Origin of the sequence: Phenylobacterium sp., assembly GCF_041916435.1 — a bacterium.
Classification (GTDB): Bacteria; Pseudomonadota; Alphaproteobacteria; order Caulobacterales; family Caulobacteraceae; genus Phenylobacterium.
Map to the genome: position 1 here is coordinate 135,748 of NZ_JAYRZM010000005.1, position 15,682 is coordinate 151,429.

16 protein-coding genes are annotated in these 15,682 nt (G+C 68.9%); 7 read left to right on the forward strand and 9 right to left on the reverse strand.

Annotation, left to right across the window (positions count from 1 at the left end):
• Positions 1 to 43 precede the first annotated feature (43 nt).
• Positions 44 to 826 (reverse strand): SDR family NAD(P)-dependent oxidoreductase, encoded by a 783-nt coding sequence (locus tag ACE3TA_RS14935; protein WP_374575082.1) that lies wholly within the window; start codon positions 824 to 826, stop codon positions 44 to 46.
• Positions 827 to 887: 61 nt separating this feature from the next.
• Here ACE3TA_RS14935 and ACE3TA_RS14940 point away from each other — a divergent pair, with 61 nt between their 5' ends.
• Positions 888 to 1,313 carry a YkvA family protein gene (locus ACE3TA_RS14940; protein ID WP_374575084.1) on the forward strand — a complete coding sequence of 142 codons (426 nt, stop codon included), beginning with the start codon at positions 888 to 890 and terminating at the stop codon, positions 1,311 to 1,313.
• On the opposite strand, the gene ACE3TA_RS14945 is transcribed toward ACE3TA_RS14940, so the two are convergent.
• From ACE3TA_RS14945 to ACE3TA_RS14965, 5 genes are all read right to left on the reverse strand, one after another.
• Complete coding sequence (locus ACE3TA_RS14945; protein WP_374575462.1) at positions 1,310 to 2,164, reverse strand: DMT family transporter; 855 nt, start codon at positions 2,162 to 2,164, stop codon at positions 1,310 to 1,312. The genes ACE3TA_RS14940 and ACE3TA_RS14945 overlap by 4 nt on opposite strands.
• Positions 2,165 to 2,244: 80 nt before the next feature.
• Positions 2,245 to 3,102 carry an SDR family NAD(P)-dependent oxidoreductase gene (locus ACE3TA_RS14950; protein WP_374575086.1) on the reverse strand — a complete coding sequence of 286 codons (858 nt, stop codon included), beginning with the start codon at positions 3,100 to 3,102 and terminating at the stop codon, positions 2,245 to 2,247.
• Between the two features lie 89 nt (positions 3,103 to 3,191).
• Entirely contained in the window at positions 3,192 to 4,190 is a 999-nt protein-coding gene (locus ACE3TA_RS14955; RefSeq protein ID WP_374575087.1) for an NADPH:quinone oxidoreductase family protein, read from the reverse strand.
• Positions 4,191 to 4,308: 118 nt separating this feature from the next.
• Complete coding sequence (locus ACE3TA_RS14960; RefSeq protein ID WP_374575089.1) at positions 4,309 to 4,575, reverse strand: metal-sensing transcriptional repressor; 267 nt, start codon at positions 4,573 to 4,575, stop codon at positions 4,309 to 4,311.
• A 25-nt stretch (positions 4,576 to 4,600) separates the two neighbouring features.
• Positions 4,601 to 5,776: a nickel/cobalt efflux transporter gene (locus ACE3TA_RS14965; RefSeq protein WP_374575091.1), complete on the reverse strand. Its 1,176-nt coding sequence runs from the start codon at positions 5,774 to 5,776 to the stop codon at positions 4,601 to 4,603.
• A gap of 1,134 nt (positions 5,777 to 6,910) precedes the next feature.
• Between ACE3TA_RS14965 and ACE3TA_RS14970 the strand changes: the two genes are divergently transcribed.
• Both ACE3TA_RS14970 and ACE3TA_RS14975 read left to right on the forward strand, forming a co-directional pair.
• Complete coding sequence (locus tag ACE3TA_RS14970; protein ID WP_374575093.1) at positions 6,911 to 7,057, forward strand: DUF6471 domain-containing protein; 147 nt, start codon at positions 6,911 to 6,913, stop codon at positions 7,055 to 7,057.
• A complete protein-coding gene (locus ACE3TA_RS14975; RefSeq protein ID WP_374575471.1) occupies positions 7,012 to 8,022 on the forward strand; it encodes a hypothetical protein in 1,011 nt (336 codons plus the stop codon). Before ACE3TA_RS14970 ends, ACE3TA_RS14975 begins: the two co-directional genes overlap by 46 nt.
• An 84-nt stretch (positions 8,023 to 8,106) precedes the next feature.
• On the opposite strand, the gene ACE3TA_RS14980 is transcribed toward ACE3TA_RS14975, so the two are convergent.
• Positions 8,107 to 9,090: a class I SAM-dependent methyltransferase gene (locus tag ACE3TA_RS14980; RefSeq protein WP_374575096.1), complete on the reverse strand. Its 984-nt coding sequence runs from the start codon at positions 9,088 to 9,090 to the stop codon at positions 8,107 to 8,109.
• Between the two features lie 167 nt (positions 9,091 to 9,257).
• Between ACE3TA_RS14980 and ACE3TA_RS14985 the strand changes: the two genes are divergently transcribed.
• The 4 genes from ACE3TA_RS14985 to ACE3TA_RS15000 all read left to right on the forward strand — a co-directional run bounded on the left by ACE3TA_RS14985 (position 9,258) and on the right by ACE3TA_RS15000 (position 12,314).
• Positions 9,258 to 9,800, forward strand: a complete 543-nt coding sequence (locus tag ACE3TA_RS14985; protein WP_374575097.1) for a TetR/AcrR family transcriptional regulator — start codon at positions 9,258 to 9,260, stop codon at positions 9,798 to 9,800.
• Between the two features lie 66 nt (positions 9,801 to 9,866).
• Positions 9,867 to 11,021 (forward strand): 23S rRNA (adenine(2503)-C(2))-methyltransferase RlmN, encoded by a 1,155-nt coding sequence (rlmN, locus tag ACE3TA_RS14990; RefSeq protein WP_374575098.1) that lies wholly within the window; start codon positions 9,867 to 9,869, stop codon positions 11,019 to 11,021.
• Between the two features lie 30 nt (positions 11,022 to 11,051).
• Entirely contained in the window at positions 11,052 to 11,480 is a 429-nt protein-coding gene (locus ACE3TA_RS14995; protein WP_374575099.1) for a DUF350 domain-containing protein, read from the forward strand.
• Positions 11,481 to 11,483: 3 nt separating this feature from the next.
• Positions 11,484 to 12,314, forward strand: a complete 831-nt coding sequence (locus ACE3TA_RS15000; protein WP_374575100.1) for a serine protease — start codon at positions 11,484 to 11,486, stop codon at positions 12,312 to 12,314.
• On the opposite strand, the gene ACE3TA_RS15005 is transcribed toward ACE3TA_RS15000, so the two are convergent.
• Both ACE3TA_RS15005 and ACE3TA_RS15010 read right to left on the reverse strand, forming a co-directional pair.
• Positions 12,311 to 14,029, reverse strand: coding sequence for an MFS transporter (locus ACE3TA_RS15005; protein ID WP_374575101.1), 1,719 nt, complete (start codon positions 14,027 to 14,029; stop codon positions 12,311 to 12,313). The two genes, ACE3TA_RS15000 and ACE3TA_RS15005, sit on opposite strands and share 4 nt — an antisense overlap.
• Positions 14,030 to 14,066: 37 nt before the next feature.
• On the reverse strand, positions 14,067 to 15,635 hold the full coding sequence (locus ACE3TA_RS15010; protein WP_374575102.1) for a response regulator: 1,569 nt from the start codon (positions 15,633 to 15,635) through the stop codon (positions 14,067 to 14,069).
• Positions 15,636 to 15,682 lie beyond the last annotated feature (47 nt).

Sequence of the window (15,682 nt, forward strand, 5' to 3'; positions counted from 1 at the left end):
CATGGCCGGGCTTGTCCCGGCCATGACGACGACAGGGAGACGTCTACCGCGGCGCCATGCGGATGGCGCCGTCGAGGCGCACGTCCTCGCCGTTGAAGTAGCCGTTGGTGATCATGGTCAGCGCGAGCTGGGCGTATTCGTTCGGATTGCCCAGGCGCTTGGGGTGCGGCACCTGCGCGCCCAGGGCGGCCTTCACCGCTTCCGGCGCGGCGGCCAGCAGCGGGGTGTTGAAGATGCCCGGCAGGATGGTGTTCACGCGGATGCCGTCGTTGGACAGGTCGCGGGCGATCGGCAGGGTCATGCCGACCACGCCGCCCTTGGACGCCGAATAGGCGGCCTGGCCGATCTGGCCGTCCTCGGCCGCCACCGAGGCGGTGTTGACGATGGCGCCGCGATCGCCGTCCGGCAGCGGGTCCAGGGTCAGCATGCCGGCCGCCGACTTGGCGATGCAGCGGAAGGTGCCGACCAGGTTGATCTGGATGATCAGGTTGAAGGCGTCGAGCGGGAAGTGCTTGATCTCGCCGGTCTGCTTGTCGCGGCTGGCGGTCTTGATGGCGTTGCCGGTGCCGGCGCAGTTCACCAGGATGCGCTCCTGGCCGATGGCCGCGCGGGCCTTGGCGAAGGCCGCGTCGACGTCTTCCTCGGAGGTGACGTTGCATTTGCAGAACACGCCGCCCAACTCTTTGGCGACGGCTTCGCCCTTGGCCTCGTTCATGTCGAAGATGGCCACCTTGACGCCATGGGCGGCCAGGGCGCGGGCGGTGGCTTCACCGAGGCCGGAGGCCCCGCCCGTGACCACGGCGGAGATAGAAGAATTCAGTTCCATGGACGCTTCGCCTCCCAATGGAGTTAAATGAGATCTAGTTGAGGAGCATGGCTTTAGCCTGATGACCGCGGACTCAAAAGCGTCACCCCACGTCAACGACGGCGGATTTGATGGGCGCGAGGCGCTGGACCCGTCGCGCGCCCTGGTTCCGGCGGTCGTGCGGGTCAACGAACGGCGCGTGGCCCGCGGCTTCTGGCCGAAGATCCGCAAGACGGCCGCCAGGATCCCCTTCGCCGCCGACGCCCTGTCGGTGTGGTACTGCGCGCGCGATCCGGCCACGCCGACGACGGCCAAGGGCCTGATGCTGGCGGCGCTGGCCTATTTCGTCCTGCCCACAGACGCGATCCCCGACGTGCTCACCTTCGTCGGCTTCACCGACGACGCGGCCGTCTTCGCCGCCATGCTGGCGCTGGTCGGCAAGCACGTGAAGCCGCGGCACAAGGAGGCCGCCCAGGAGATGCTGGCGCGGCTGGCGGAAGAAGACTAGGCCGCGGCTGACGCCGGCCGCCGGGCGAGCTGCTGTTCGCGCCAGGTGATGAACAGGGTCGAGACCACCACCACCCCCGCCCCGGCCAGGGTCCAGGCGCCGGGGACCTCATGGAACAGGAAGAAGCCCGCCGCCGTGGTGAACACCAGGCGGATGTAGTCGATCGGCGCCATGGCGCCGGCGTCGCCGATCGACATGCCCTTGATGTAGCAGCCCTGGGTGATGGTCCCCATCACGCCCATCAGGCACAGGAGCACCAGGTCCACGGGCGCGGGCCAGCGCCAGTCCAGGAAGGCGCCCGGCAAGGCGAAGAAGAGGCCGAGCGTCGCCGACCAGACCAAGAGCACCATCGGGCTGTGGTCGCGGGTCATCACCTTCATGCCGGTGACGGTCAGGGCGAACAGGAACGAAGAGGCCAGCATGGCCCCCGCCGGCAGGCCAATGGCGAAGCTACCCCCCGCGCCCGGCCGGATCATCAGGAGCACGCCCAGGAACCCCACGACCGCGGCGCCGATGCGTAGCGGGCCCACGTGTTCGCGCACCACGAACGCCGCCAGCGGCACGAGCCAGAGGGTGCGGGTGAACGACAGGGCGTTGGCGTCGGCCAGCGGCATCTTCTGGAAGGCGTAGAACGACAGGATCATGCCCAGCGTGCCGGCGCTGGCGCGGAAGATCAGGATGCCCGGCCGCGTGGTGTGGAACGCCCCCCGGCCGCGGGCGAGGATGAACGGCATGAGCACCACGAAGCCCGCCACCTGCCGGTAGAAGGTCTGCAGCGCCGCCGAATAGTCGGCGCCCAGGTACTTGATAAGCGTCGTCATCACCGTGAAGCCCACCGCCGAGGCGAGCATCCACAAGGCGCCGTGAACGTTCGGCGCCATGCCGGCGGGGTGCGCCGGCGGCTCGACGATGGTGGGCGGCTTCGGCTCGCTCACCCCTGCGCCGTCGGCATTTCGTCCAGCCCGAGGATCGTGGCGAAGGGGCTCGTCTGGCTCTGATCCCAGGCGTGACGGCCGCCCACGGTGATGCCGCCGTCGACCACCAGGTGCGTGCCCGAGACGAAGGCGGACATGTCCGAGGCCAGGTACAGGGCGGCCTGGGCGATGTCGTCCGGCAGGCCGGCCTTGGGCACGGGCTGGACGGTGGCGCCCAGCTCGGCCACGCGGGCGGCCATCTGGTCGGCCATCTCGCGGGTCGCGCCGAACGAGGCGCCGAAGATCGAGGTGGCGATCAGGCCCGGGCAGATGGCGTTGACGCGGATCTTCTGCGGCGAGAGCTGGGCGGCGGCCACCCGGCTCATGTGGATCACCGCGGCCTTGGCGCTGGAATAGGCGATCGGCCCGAAGCCGGCCTGCAGCCCGGCGATGGAGGCGGTGTTGATGATGGAGCCGCCGCCGCGCTCGATCATCAGCGGGGCGGCGTGCTTCATGCCCAGCGCCGGGCCGCGCACCAGGATCGAGTAGATCCAGTCCCAGCCTTCGACGGTCACCTCGGCGATCGAGGTCATGCGGTCGGAGATGCCGGCGTTGTTGAACAGGATGTCGAGGCCGCCGAACTCGGACTTGGCCTTCTTGAGCGCGCCTTCGATGTCGGCTTCGCTGGTGACGTCGCAGTGGGCGTAGACCACTTGGCCCGGGAAGCGCTTTTCGAGGATCGCGCCCTTCTCGTCCTGGATGTCGGCGGCGACCACCTGGGCCCCCTCCGCCACGAACAGCTCCACCGTGCCCAGGCCGATCCCCGAGCACCCGCCCGTGATCACCGCCACCTTGCCGTCCAGACGCCCCGCCATGCCGGCCTCCCCGCCGCTATCTATGTGAACGCCGATCAGTAGCGGTGGACTCGGCGCTCGTCGAGGGGCGCCTGGTCCGCCTTTTCAGCCTAGTCGACCGTCACCACCACCTTGCCCATGGCCTTGCGGCTGGCGAGGTGGGTGATCGCCTCGCCGGCGCGGGCCAGCGGGAAGCGTTCGGAGACGTAGGGCTTGATCTTGCCGGCCGCGTGCAGCTCGAACAGCTCCTTGACGTTCTGCTGGTGCTGGGCCGGATCGCGGCTCACCGCCGCGCCCCAGAAGACGCCGACGATGTCCGCGCCCTTCAAGAGCGGCAGGTTCAGCGGGATCTTCGGAATGCCGGCCGGGAAACCGACCACCAGGTAGCGGCCCTCCCAGGCGATGGAGCGGAAGGCCGGCTCGGCGTAGTCGCCGCCCACCCCATCGTAGATCACGTCCACGCCCTTGGGCCCGCAGGCGGTCTTGAACATCTCGGCCAGGGCCTTCTGGCCGTCCTTGTCGAAGGGGCCCTTGGGATAGACGACGCCGGACTCGGCGCCGTGCTTGAGGGCCAAATCCACCTTTTCCTGGCTGGAGGCGGCGGCGATCACCTTGGCGCCCATCGCCTTGCCGAGCTCGACGGCGGCGAGGCCGACGCCCCCGGCCGCGCCCAGCACCAGGAGGCTCTCGGCCGGCTGGATGTCGGCCCGTTCCTTCAGGGCGTGGTACGAGGTGCCGTAGGTCATGATGAAGGCGGCCGCCTCGTCGAACGGCATGGCGTCCGGGATCTTCTGCAGGCGGCCGGCCTCGACCGCCAGCTCCTCGGCCATGCCGCCCCAGCCGGCGTTGCCCAGCACCCGGTCGCCGGGCTTCACATTGGTCACGCCCTCGCCGACTTCCTTGACCACGCCGGCGAACTCGCCGCCGGGGCTGAACGGCCGCTCGGGCTTGAACTGGTACTTGTCCTCGATGATCAGGACGTCGGGGTAGTTGACGCCCACGGCCTTGACCGAGACCACCGCGAAGCCCTTGCCGGCCTTGGGGCTCGGCAGGTCTTCCAGAACCAGGGTCTCCGGACCGCCGACCTGTTTGCTCAGCAACGCCTTCATTGGGGGCCTCCCGCCTCTCAATCGCAAATTCGGCGCGACGCTAGCCCAGCGGCCGGCCCGGCGGAAGGCCGCGGACGAACATTTGTTTGATCGAGCGCCGGGAGCCCTGGCGCGGCCTTCAGAGGTACTTGGCGATCTCGGCCAGCCGCGCCAGTTCGGCGCGGGCCTCGCGCGAGAGCGGGCCGATCACCGCCTCCAGGTGATGCTCGATGTGGTCGCTGACCAGCGCCGTCTTGGCCTTCTCCAGGGCGCCGACCACGGCCTGCATCTGCTGGGCGATCTCCAGGCCGTCGCGGTTGTCCTCCACCATCTTGACGATGGTGGCCAGGTGGCCCTGGGCGCGCTTGAGCCGGTTCAGCAGGTCCTTGTTGTCGGTGTGGCTCATCGGCGCTCCATCTCGGCTCGCCCGACTATAGCGGCCCGTTCAAGGCCAGCCAGCCGCTCGCCGCCACATAGACGCCGATCGCCAGGATCACCGCGCCGGAGAGGTAGGGCGCCTTGCGCACCACCTCGCCGAACCCGCTCCAGCGCTTGGCGACCTGCTTGACGCTGAGGGCGGCGACCACGCCGGAGGCCACCAGGGTCAGGGCCAGGCCCACCGAGAAGCACAGAACCAGGGTCGCGCCGAGCGCGATCTTCTTCAGTTGCAGGCAGAGCAGCAGCACGGTGATGGCGCCGGGGCACGGGATCAGCCCGCCGGTCAGGCCGAACACCACGATCTGGCCGGTGGTCACCTCGCGGCCGGCGAAGCGGCGGCGGATGTCGTCGGCGTGGGCCAGCTCGTGGGCGTCCTGGTAGCCGCCGGCGGCCAGGTCCAGGCCCTTCAGCTCCTCGTGGATGGGATCGTGCGCGCCCGTCTCGCCGGGCTCGACGAAGGCGACATCATAGCGGTGCGCGTGGCCGCCGTGCGCCAGCGACAGGCGGGCGATGAAGGCGTGCGGCTCGGGGATTTCCTCGGCCGATTCCAGGAAGCCGTCCTTCTGCACGAAGCCATAGGCCTCGCGCGCGCCGTCCGGCCGCTCCGTCTCAAGGCTCACGTCGGCGGCGGGCCACGGCCGGCCCCGCTCGGCGAACAGGCGAAAGCGCGGGGGAACGCCGTCCTCGAAGATCTCCAGCCGCAGCACGCCGTGGCCGGTGTCGACGCGGCCCGCATGCGGATGGTGGTGGCCGCGCCCGTGATCATGGCCGTGGTGATGGCCGTGACCGTGGTGATGGTCGTGCTCGGCGATGGCCGCCAGCGTCTGGTCGCGGCGCGTGCGCCACAGCATCCACAGGGCCATGACGACGATCACCGCCCCGGACGCCATCTGGAAATAGGGCTCGGCGATCTCCGAATCGAAGCCGCGCCACAGGGTCATGCCGCCCAGGGCGATCGCCCAAACGATCAGGGTGTGCGAGACCGTGGCGCTCAGGCCCAGCAGCACCGCCTGCCGCACCGTGCCGCGCACGGCGATGATGAAGGCCGCCATCATCGTCTTGGAATGGCCGGGCTCCAGGCCATGCAGGGCGCCCAGGAGGATCGCGCTCGGAATGAACAGCCAGGCGTGCCCAGCCCCTTGGGCGATCAGGTCGGCGAGGGGGGTCATGCGGCCTCCAGGGGCGTCAGCGTCTAAATCCTATCCCCCTGGGGAGGATATGACCAGCCGCCTTCACGCCGCGGGCTTCTCCAGCAGCATGTAGCAAGCAGACCTAGGGCTGGGCCGTCGTCACCGGATGTGATGCTTTGCGCGTGGGATATGGCGACGTAGCGTTGTGGTGTCGGAAATGATTTCCAGGCGAGATCGCTCAAATACGGTGGTCGGTCTTATTGAAAAGCATCAGGAAATCATTATAGCGATGAAGAAATTCAACGCGCTCTCGATGCTATGGTAAGCTACTTGCCTCCCCGGAGCACTAAGTTCTACCATTTGAGCCTAGCTCATAACTAGGTCGGCCGACGCCTGTACACGGCATTCTGATGTGAGATGCGCGAGACGTGCTAGCTGCACTGAGAGCCGCCGACGGGCTGCTAGCGCGCTTGGATGTTATCAACTAGGTAATTGCAACTCGCAACCTTGATGCGAGCGCCGCTCGCATGATTGTGCATTTCGACAAACACATCGAGGTCGCTCTAGGCTTAAAGCCAAATGGTTGGTCGCCGAAATCCCTCGAAGGAGTCACAGCGAAGCTGTGGCGTCTGACCACATAAAGATATGTACATGTCTTTAGATTTAAAGAAATTCTGGGGGGATCAATTTTTATTTTGACGATTCAGTTCAAGGTGTCGCATTAACAACGGTGGCGCTCGTCGCTTTCTTTTTCCGGCTCCTGCACTCCGAAGCCCTGAATGGCACGCGGGGCGCATGGGGTGCCCCGGAGCCGCCAGGGGCTTGCCCTGGCGAACCCACGGAAAAGGAGGTGACACTATGCGTGTTGCTTGTTCGTGGCCGAAAGCGGTGAGCGTTTGCTCCTATGTCCGCTTCCGGTTTGGCCGTAGGGAAACTGTCGTTTCCCACTGCCGTCGCTATCCGTCTCGCTGAACCCGACGTCGGATAGTTGACTGAGCGGCGAGCGCCACCCGCATGTGGATAGAATCATAAATTATGAGGTGGTGTCCACCGAAGAGACGCGAGCGGCGCTCGCATCGATGGTGAGCTTGGTGCCTATTGCCGCGGTGGCGCGAAACCCGCCGTATCGCCGCCACTAGTGGGCCAGAGGGGTTCAGCTATCTGCACGGACGCTTGGTCCATCGCGGCGTAGCGACGCTTGGAATAGGCGAGACAGAGGCCAATTTGCGTAACAAGATCAGCCGGCGCGGACTCACTGGGGCTTTTCTGATCCAATGTCTGGTAGCAATAGGCATCAGACCGCTGCGGCTAGAGGATTAAGTCTTCTCGCCGCCGCCGCCATTCTCTTCGCCGGAAGCGCGTGGATTTGGAATCTCGGAGCCACTCGGATTGCGCTCGCCCAGCGTGGCTATCCAGTATCCGCACCCGATTGTAGTGGCTCCAAACCCTGCAAGCAGGACACATATATTGCTGCAAGGACCGCCGCTTCTGCCGATACGGCGCTCTATATAGCTCTCGGTCAGCTCGTCGCGAGCCTCTTGGGCCTCGGCGGTGTCGGCTATACCGTCTTTTATGCGCGGTTGGCTTGGCGAGAGGCCGAGCGGAGCGCCAACGCCGCTCATGAAGCCTTAGAGGACACGCGGAATGAAACTGCTGAACAAGCGGCTAGATTCGAATCGCAACTGAAGGCGGCCACTGAGGCAGCCGAGGCATCGCGGAGCGGTGCTGTCGAGATGGGGCGTGTCGCCGACGCTATGAGCGCCAGCGTCGAAGTAGTTCGCGAAAATTTCGAAATGTTGAAGCAGCGCACTGCTCAGCAGATGAGAGCGTATGTCACCGTGCTAGGCGGAACGGCACTCTTTCAAGACCGAAACCGCAACATTCGGTTCGAAGGGCGCCCACTCTTCCTCAACACCGGCGCCACCCCGGCCCACAAACTGCAGTACCGTGCATCTTGCGCCGTGATCGATGTTGGCGCCAATCCAGATTTTCGATTCCCCTTGGATGGGTGCGAATTTCGAGGTGCAGCCACACTTAACTCTCAACAAAATGTCACTGGGCACGTGACGCTTCAGGATTTCATTCCTGATCAGGACGTGATTCCGACCATGTCCGCCGCACCACGCGCTTTCGTCGTTTGGGGCGTTGTGACGTACGAAGATATTTTCGAAGAAGTACATGAGACCCGATTCGGAATAGTCTACTATTGGACGCCTAACATTGACCCCAACGGCCCGCCAATTGTTCAAAATCACTACACCAAGAAACACAACGAGGCCACCTAGTACTCACGTTACGCTTCGCCGTTTCCGATGACACGACATCTACACGTAGGTGTGGCATTGAAAGCCACATCTTTGGTGTGCTTGCTACGTAGCGTCGGGCTTTTCCAGCAGCACGAACCAGGTCCCGTTGAAGGCGCCCTCGTCGATCACGGCGAAGCCGGCGCCGGCCGCCATCCGCCGCCAGGCCACCTTGGACGTCAGGAGGAACGACAGCACCGAGCCGACGGCGAACATGCTCCAGCCCGGCGTCCGCACGCCCATCAGGAAGCGCGCGCCCGGCTTCAGCACGCGGAACATCTCCGCAAGGCCCGCTTGCTTGTCGCGGCCCAGGTGGTCGTAGACGTGGGTGGAGACGGCGGCGTCGAAGTCGGCTGCGGCGAACGGCAGGGCGGTCAGGTCGGCGGTCTCGATGCTCACCTTGTCGGTCAGGCCGGCCAGCGCCAGGTTCCGCTCCAGGAGGCGGCGGCCGCCCTCGTCGATATAGCCGGCGTCGAAGCGGTCGACGGCGATCACGTGACCGTCCTTCAGGACGCGCGACAGCGCGATGGTGGTGCGCCCCGAGCCGCAGCCGGCGTCCAGCACCACGTCCCGGTCGGAGCGCAACAGGTCCACCATCGGCAGCACCACATGGTCGAGCCGGCGAAAGCCGCGCATCACCAGGTTGCCGACGACGAAGACCACGCCCGCCGCCACCAGCAGGAAAGCGAGCGGCCAGAGGGCCGGCGCGGAGACCTCGACCGCCACGGCGGCGGCCAAGGCCGCCAGGGCCGCGACGCCGAGACCGTTCATCCAGCCCGGCCCCCAGCCGAAGTCGTAGCCCTTGGCCTGGCGCTCGGCCGCGTGGGTCCAGCGGCGCACCGGCCCGCGCAGCGCCGTCACCCAGAGCGTCGTCAAGAGCACCAGGCCGCCGACCACATGGAAGCCGGCGAACAGCAGAAGCGAGGTCGAGACCCCCTTAAGCGTCGGCGCATAGACCATCAGCGCCAGGCCCGCCGCCAGGCCGACAAGGCCCATCAGCCACATGTGGCTGTGCGGATGGCGCGGCTTGAGGCGGGACTGTTCGTGCATGGCGATCGGCTCCTGAGGCGGCGGGCGCGCTTCGCCGGCGTCCGCCCTTGGGCTAGGGTCTAGCGGAGCGCGCGCGGGACTTGCCGGACATGGGCGGGCGCGCCGTCCGATAGCGGACGATCGGCGTCAGATGTCCGGAAAGCCGGATGTCCGGAAAGGAGGAGCCGATGAGCGAACTCGCCATGGAGGATCGGCGGGTGCGGCGCACCAAGGCGGCCCTGTTCGACGCCTTCGTCCACCTGGTGCTCGACCGCCGCTACGACCAGATCCGCGTGGCCGACATCGTCGAGCGGGCCGGCGTCGGCCGCTCCACCTTCTACGAGCACTACGAGGGCAAGGACGAGCTGCTGCGCGAGGGACTCGCCGGCCCCTTCGCCATTCTCGCCGACGCCGTCACCGAGCCCCATGACGAGGCCCGGCTCGTCGAGGTGATCGAGCACTTCTGGGAGAACCGCCGGATCGGCGCCGTCCTTTTCAACGGCCCCACGGCGAGGATCATCACCGCCGCCCTGGCCGAGCAGATCGAGGCGCGGCTGTCCGGACAGCGCCTCCTCGCCCCCGCGCCGCTTGTCGCCGCCCAGATCGCGGCGGGCCAGATGGCCCTGCTTTCGGCCTGGCTGGCGGGGCGCGCGTCCTGCCCGGCGTCCGTGGTCGCGCGCGCCCTCGCCGCCTCCGCCCGCGGCGGCCTGGAGGCCCTGGAGGCGGGCTGATCGGCCTCATTTGGAGCCTAGGGCCGTTCGCCCTATATTCCGCGCCTTCCGTCGACGGGGATTTCCTTGGGCGTCACGCTGGACCTTTCGCGCACAGCGGCTTCGGCCGCGCCCGTGCTTCCCAACCTTTCGGGCCTCACCCGCAAGGCGCTGGCCGATGCGCTGGTGGCCGCCGAGGTGGTGCGCCCGGACAAGGCGCGGATGCGCGCGAGCCAGCTCTGGCGCTGGATCCACCACTATGGCGTCACCGACTTCGCCGCCATGACCGACGTCGCCAAGGAGACCCGCGCGGCGCTGGCCGAAAAGTTCACCCTGGCGCGGCCCGAGGTGGTCGAGCGCCAGGTGTCCAAGGACGGCACCCGCAAGTGGCTGATCCGCATGGCGCCGGGCATCGAGGTGGAGACGGTCTACATCCCCGACGTCGGCCGCTCGGGCGCGCTATGCGTCTCCAGCCAGGTGGGCTGCACGCTCAACTGCACCTTCTGCCACACCGGCACCCAGGCCCTGGTGCGCAACCTTACCGCGGCCGAGATCGTCGCCCAGGTGCAGGTGGCCCGCGACGACCTCGGCGAATGGCCCTCGCCCAAGGAGGACCGCCGGCTTTCCAACATCGTCTTCATGGGCATGGGCGAGCCGCTCTACAATCTCGACAACGTCGCCGACGCCATCGACATCATCGCCGACAACGAAGGCATCGCCATCTCGCGGCGGCGGATCACGGTCTCGACCTCCGGCGTGGTTCCCGAGCTGAAGGCGCTGGGCGAGCGCACCCAGGCCATGCTGGCCATCAGCCTGCACGCCACCAATGACGAGCTTCGCGAGAAGCTGGTGCCGCTGAACAAGAAATACCCGATCGAAGAGCTGATGGCGGGCATTCGCGGCTATCCGGGCCTGGGCAACGCCAAGCGGGTGACCTTCGAGTACGTGATGCTGAAAGGCGTCAACGACAGCCCGGCCGAGGCGAAGGCGCTGGTGCGTCTGCTCAAGGGCATCCCGTCGAAGATCAACCTGATCCCGTTCAATCCCTGGCCGGGCAGCGCCTACGAGTGCTCCGACTGGGGAACGATCGAGGCCTTCGCCGCGGTGCTGAACCGCGCCGGCTACGCCTCGCCGATCCGCACGCCGCGCGGGCGCGACATCCTGGCCGCCTGCGGCCAGCTCAAGTCCGAGAGCGAGAAGCTTCGCGCCAGCGCCCGACGGCGGGCGGCGGCGGCCGAGTAGAGTCCCTTACACACGCGAGCACCCCGCCCAATGCCCGAACAGCTTCAGTCGCCGGAAATCCAGGCCTTCGCCACGGGTTTCCCCCTCACCCTGCTGCACGCGGCGGTGACGGTGCTGATCCTGATCGCCGGCGCGGCGCTCTATGTGATGCTGACCCCGCATAAGGAGATCACCCTGATCCGCGAGGGCAACGCCGCCGCGGCGGTGTCGCTGGGCGGGGTGCTGGTGGGGCTGTCCCTGCCGCTGGCGGTGTCGATGAACGCGTCGACCTCCCTGGCGGACATCGCCCTTTGGGGCGTCTCGACGGTGGTGGTGCAGCTCCTGGTGTTCCGGCTGGTCGACCTGGTCCTGCGCGGGCTGCCCCAGCGCATCCAGGAGGGCGAGGTCGCCGCCGCCGCGCTGCTGGTGGGCGCCAAGCTGGCCACGGCGATCATCCTGGCGGCCGCCGTCGCCGGCTGAGCCATGCATTTTCCCAGGCTTCCCGACTGGCTGGTCTACGGCGCGGTGGTCTGCGCCCTGGTGATCGCCGCCATCGGCCGCCAGGAGAACGCCGACGCCCCCGAGGCGCCGCCGCCCACCCTGGAGGTCGAGGGCGCGCCGCTCGGCCCGGCCTCGCCGTTCGATCCGGCGGTGGTGGTCGATGTGCCCGAAAAGACCGAGCCGGGCGTCGGCACCGCCTTCTCCATCTCCGACAAGGGGGTGTGGGTGACCGCGCGCCACGTGGTGGAAGGCTGTCAGCGGACCGCCATCGTCGTCGGCGAAGGCCAGGGCGTGGCCGCCGAGGTGCATGTCGATCCGCGCGGCGAGGCGGCCATCCTGACCACCGAGGGCGGCGCGCCCGCCCTGCCGCTGGGGCTGGACCGCATCCTGCGGCGCGGCGACCGCGCCTTTCACCCCGGCTTCCCCCAGGGCCGGCCGGGCGAGGCCACCTCCCGCCTGCTGGGCCGTGAGAACCTGGTGGTGCACGGCCGCGGCGCGCGCTCCGAGCCGGTGCTGGTCTGGGCCGAATCCGGCCGCACGGACGGATTGAAGGGCACCTTGGCCGGGCTTTCCGGCGCGCCGGCGCTGGACAAGGCCGGCCGGGTGATCGGGGTGACCATCGCCGAAAGCCCCCGGCGCGGACGCATCTACACCACCGTGCCGGAGACCCTGCGCGCGGCGCTGCAGGCGTCGGGCCGCCATCCGTCGAGCTTCGCGGTGGGCGAGGCGATCACGCCGGACAACTACGGCCGCGTGGCCGACACCCTGCGGCGCGACCTGCGGGTGGCCGAGGTGGTCTGCCTGAGCGCCTAGGCCGCCTCGGCGGCGTCCGTCTTGGGCTGGCGCAGGGCCACGGCGAACGCCAGGACGATGCCGATCGCCCCGATCGCCGCCGAATAGAAGAAGAAGGCGACATAGCCCGCGCCCAGCGCCGCGGCGGACACGCCGGACTTGGCCACCGCGCCGGCGAAGGCGTCCGGCGGGGTATGGGCGAACAGGCCCTTCAGCGCCGCCGCCGAACCGCCCGCCTGGGCCGAGGCCGCGGCGGCCTCGACGATGCGGCCCGACTGCGAGGCCAGGAGCTTGCCCGGCAGGGAATAGAGCGAGGAGAACAGGGCGTACTGCGTGGCGGTGAAGCCCTCGCTGGTCAGGCTGGACATGTAGGCGATCAGGCAGGTGCCCGCGTAGCCGGAGGCGATGTTGTCCACGCCGATGGCCACGAACAGGGCCGAAATCTGCGGGCCCTGGGCCGCCAGCCAGGCGAACACCAGGTTCGACAGCGGCCCGGCGAAGGCGCCGATCACCAGGGCGCGGATCAGGCCGAGCCGCGCCACCGCGTAGCCGCCGGCGAACACGCCGGCCATGGACATGATCACGCCGAACACCTTCCGCACTTCGGCGATCTCGGTCTTGGTGAAGCCGAGGTCCAGGTAGAACGGGTTCATGATGTTGAGCACGAAGTCGCTCAGCCGATAGAGGCAGACCAGCGCCAGGATCAGGCCCGCGGCCTTGTGGTAGCGGGCGAAGAAGTCCTTCAGGGGATCGCCCAGCGCCGCAGCGAGATAGATGCCCGGACGGGTGCGCAGGCCCGGCGCGGGGCGGGCCGCCAGGGCGATCACCACGCCGCCGAGCGCCACGCCGGCCAGTTGCCAGAAGACGCCCCAGGGCTTGGCCGTCCAGGCCGCGGCGAGCGCCTCGCCGGCCGCGCCCTGGCCGATCGCCGACAGGCCGCCGGCCAGGAGGCTCGCATTGCCCGCCAGGCCCGAACCCAGGATCAGCGCGCCCAGGACGAAAAGGGTCAGGCGGATCAGCCACTCGGGAATCTCCGTGGCCGGCCGCGCGGCGACGCCCTCGGCGTGGATCGGCCGCACGGCGTGGGCGGCCTCGCGCGGGGCGGCCAGCACGGCGGCCACGCCGATCGCCATCAGGCAGGCCATCACCGCATAGGAGAAGTTCCAGTCGAAGGCCTCGGCGAGCACCAGGGGCGCGGCGCCGGCCACGATCATCGCGATGCGGTAGCCCCACTGGTAGGCCGCGGCCATGGCGCCCTGCTTGGCGTCGGGCGCGGCCTCGATCCGCCAGGCGTCGACCACGATGTCCTGGGTGGCCGAGGAGAAGCCGACGAACACCGCGAAGAGGGCCATCAGCCCAAGGTTGGCCTTGGGATCGCCGCCAGCGACCAGCCAGAGGCCGACGATGATCAGCGCCTGGCAGACCAGCATCCAGGAACGCCGGTGGCCGAGCCATGCGGTGAGCCCGGGGATCTTCGCCCGGTCCACCAGCGGCGCCCACAGGAACTTGAAGGAGTAGGCCAGGGTCGCCAGGCTGAAGAAGCCGATCACCTCCAGCGACAGGCCCGCGTCGCGCAGCCAGGCCGACAGGGTGTCGAAGATCAAGAGGTTCGGCAGGCCGCTGGCGAAGCCCAGCCCCAGCATCACCAGGGCGCGGCGCTCCAGGAAGACCGTCAGGGCGCCCAGGGTTCCCGCCTTGGGCGTTCCGGGCTCTCGGTCTTCGGCGTCGGACGTCACGGCGGGCCTCGCTCGGCGGAGGCACTGCCCCCTTGAATCAGCCGACCTTGGCCCGCGCCGCGGGCGCCGTAAAGCGGGCCCGGTCGAGGCGCCGGCTGAGCACCGAGCGCAGCGCTTCCGGCGAGAGCGGCTTGACCAGGAAGTCGTCCATTCCCGCCGCGAGGCAGGCGTGGCGGTCCTCCTCGAAGGCGTTCGCGGTGAGCGCGACGATCGGCGTCGTCACCCCGTCGGCCCGCAGCCGGCGGGAGGCCTCCACCCCCGACAGGCCCGGCATGCGCATGTCCATCAGGATCAGGTCGTAGGCGCCCACCTTCACCGCCGCCAGGGCTTCCTCGCCGGCGCGGGCGTGGTCCACCGCGCAGCCTTCCCGCGTCAAGAGGGTGCGGGCCAGCAGGGCGTTGATCGGGTTGTCCTCCACCAGCAGCACCCGCGCGCCCGGCGCGGTGGCGGCGCGCACGCGTTCGTCGTCGTGCGCCTGGGCCGGGGCGACCCCCTCGGCCGGATCGGCCAGCACCCGCGCGGCCAGGGACGCGCGCCGCAGCGGCTTGATCAGGTAGCCGGCGAAACCCGCCTTGCGGTAGCGGGCGATGCGGCCGCGCTCCTCGGGCGCCAGCAGGATGATCGCCCGGCGGTTCGCCGGCGGGGTCAGGTAGCGGCGGCCCTTGGCCAGGGCCTGGTCGACCAGCACCACGTCGCCGTCGCCGGTGGCGGCCACGGCGCCGGCCAGATCGGCCGCCTCCGCCGCCTGCCCGCCGCAGGCCTCGACCTGGCCCCGCGCGCCGGCGCGCACCACGCAGCTCGGGCTGGCGATGCCGACGCGCACGCCCTTCAGCGGCTGCTCGGCCTGGGCCTCGCCCGCGGCCTCGAACGGCGCCTCCAGCCAGAAGGCCGCGCCGCCAGCCGGCAAGAGGCGCGCCTCGCCCACGCCCACCTCGCCGTTCATGGCGCGGGCGAGCTGGCGGTTGATGGCCAGGCCCAGGCCGGCGCCGGCCTGCAGGGTCTCGTGGCCCTGGTCGGCCTGGGCGAAGGCTTCGAAGATGGTCTTGCGCGCGGCCTTGGACACGCCCGGGCCGGTGTCCTCCACGGTGAAGCGCAGGCGCTGGCCGTCGGTGCGCTCGGCGCGGATCAACACGCCGCCCTCCTCGGCGAACTTGGCGGCGTTGCCGGCGAAGTTCAGCAGGATCTGGCGAAGCCGGCCCTCGTCGGCCAGGATCGGCGCCAGGTCGCCGGGCGCGGACCAGGCGATCTCCAGCCCCTTTTCCCGCACCCTGGGGCTCATCAGCTCGCAGACCGTGCGCAGCAGGGCTTCCACGTCCACCGGAGCCAGGCGCAGCTCCACCTTGCCGGCGCCCAGCTTGGCGAAATCCAGCACGTCGTTGACCAGACTGAGCAAATGCTCGCCGGAGTCGCGCAGGGCCGCCACATAGGCGCGCTGCTCGGCCGACAACGGCGTGCCTTCCAGCACCCGCGCCATGCCGAGGATGCCGTTGAGCGGCGTGCGGAACTCATGGCTCAGCGAGCCCAGGGCCTCGGGGCTGATGGGCGCTGCGCCACGAACCCGCCGTGCTTTCGGCGCCTTCGGCGCGGATGATCCGGATCTGGCCATGGGCCGCAGCCTAGGGCCGGCGGCTTAACGGGCGGTCAAATCGCTTT